The 1718-nt window shown below is 53.1% G+C and carries 1 protein-coding gene and 1 pseudogene; both read right to left on the reverse strand.

Features of this window, described 5'->3' with window-relative positions:
* Nucleotides 1-676 (reverse strand): annotated as a pseudogene (locus HMPREF2919_RS08990) (peptide ABC transporter ATPase); the annotation flags it as partial.
* A gap of 350 nt (nucleotides 677-1026) precedes the next feature.
* On the reverse strand, nucleotides 1027-1718 hold a 692-nt coding region (locus tag HMPREF2919_RS01720), incomplete at its 5' end, for a DUF6318 family protein (RefSeq protein ID WP_070665943.1).

The following is a 1718-nucleotide window of genomic DNA, read 5'->3' on the forward strand; positions in this document are numbered from 1 at the left end:
TGGGGTCGTTCTTGCAGCCCCAACGAGTGTCGTCGTAGCTGCAGTCACCTGCTACGCGTCCCACATCAACCCACCACACACGCACCAGCAACGGATCACTGGTCGCCTGCGGGGTCACCATCATCATCTGCCAGGGGCCGCCGTCCACACGGAAACGAGCCGTGTAGTGCACGGTCGCATACGCATGGAAGTTACCCGAACGCTGGTAGGCGTAGCTGGTATCCGTCTGCCTCGGACGCTCACGAGGGTAGGTGGTAACCGGTTTGCCCGCCGTGTAGTTGGTATCTGTGTCGCCGTTGCCGTACTCGATGACATAGGAGGAGGGCATGAGCTCAATTTCGACGTGTCCGGCGAGCATATCTGCTTCGAGGCGGTAGGGGCCTCCATCATCGACGTAGAAGTTGACCTGGTCACCCTTGTAGACGTTGGGGTCGCCTTCTGCTCGGCCAGTGCCTGCGGGGTTGTTGTAGGACTGGTGCAGGGTCGGCTTGCCCGGCTCTAGGGACTCTGCAGCGTGGCGGATTTCCTCCATGACTTCTTCGTAGGTCGGGCCTGCGGGGCCGGGGCTGTCGGCGCTGGTGAGGGTGCGGGTATCGTTGGGAATGCAACCAGCAGAAGAAGGACTATGTCTGCCTCCACCGTGGTCGACAGGAATTCCGTTTTCGTCTACGGTCATGTTTGTATATCCGACATGTCCTACTCGTCCGTCTAGTGTGGTGCAGTAGAAGTTGTTAGGATTGTCTTTATTGTAGGTAACATAAAATCCCTCACGCCGTTTTGACGTATGCGTTTCGGGGGCAGTAGAAGAATTCTGAGCTTCATGGTTATTGCTAATAGGTCCATGATCTTCTTTGCCTACATTCTCAGACCTATCTTTAGGTTTTGAGGTCCTCTTAGTTTGGCATACTTTAGCTACTCCACCTGAAGAGCAATCATTTGTATCCGTCGCAAATGATACGGTGGGTAGGGATATTAATTGTAGAGTGATTAATGAAGAGAAGATAGTTTTGTATATATTTTTCATAATTAGTCTTCTACATTTTCGTAGTTCATAATTTCCCACTTAACACCATTATGTTTGAGTGCGAACTTAAATGTGTCATTGGTTTTATCCTCATTCACCCAGCTACGCGAACTACCGTCAGATTCAACATAAATCTCACGATCCCAGTGACGATACGCCTTCCAAAAATACGTCTCCCCATCCTCAGACCACGGCGCACCATCAGCCTCAAAATAGTCAACTCCACCAATAATCCAACCACCACTAGCGTAAAGATCCTCAACATCGGCATATGCCTGCAACTCATCTTTAAACTCCGACGACACAAACTGACGAGCCACGGAATAATCACCAGTCTCGGTGCCATAGTTAGCCCATTCAACCCACGCTTTAAGGGTCTTACGCATTCCTTCAACAGACTTCTCACGGTACCCATCTTCTGGCTTAGCAGGCTTGGGTACATTCTGTGCAATGCCGTACTTATCAGCAGGGCGGTACTCCCCGTCAGGCGCCTTCGAACCACCCGAATAGCCTCGGACAGTAGACGGAGTAGCACTCGCCGAAGGCGACTCAGATGCCGCCGCAGAAGCCGAAGCCGACTCGCTCGGCACGGCGGTCGATGATGCCGAGGCTGCCGCCTCGTTATTTGCCTGCTGACCGCAGGCTGCGAGCAAGGCACCCAGGCCCACAAGTGCGCCGCTACCCAGCAGGGTAC

This window comes from Rothia sp. HMSC068E02 (assembly GCF_001813565.1).
GTDB lineage: Bacteria > Actinomycetota > Actinomycetes > Actinomycetales > Micrococcaceae > Rothia.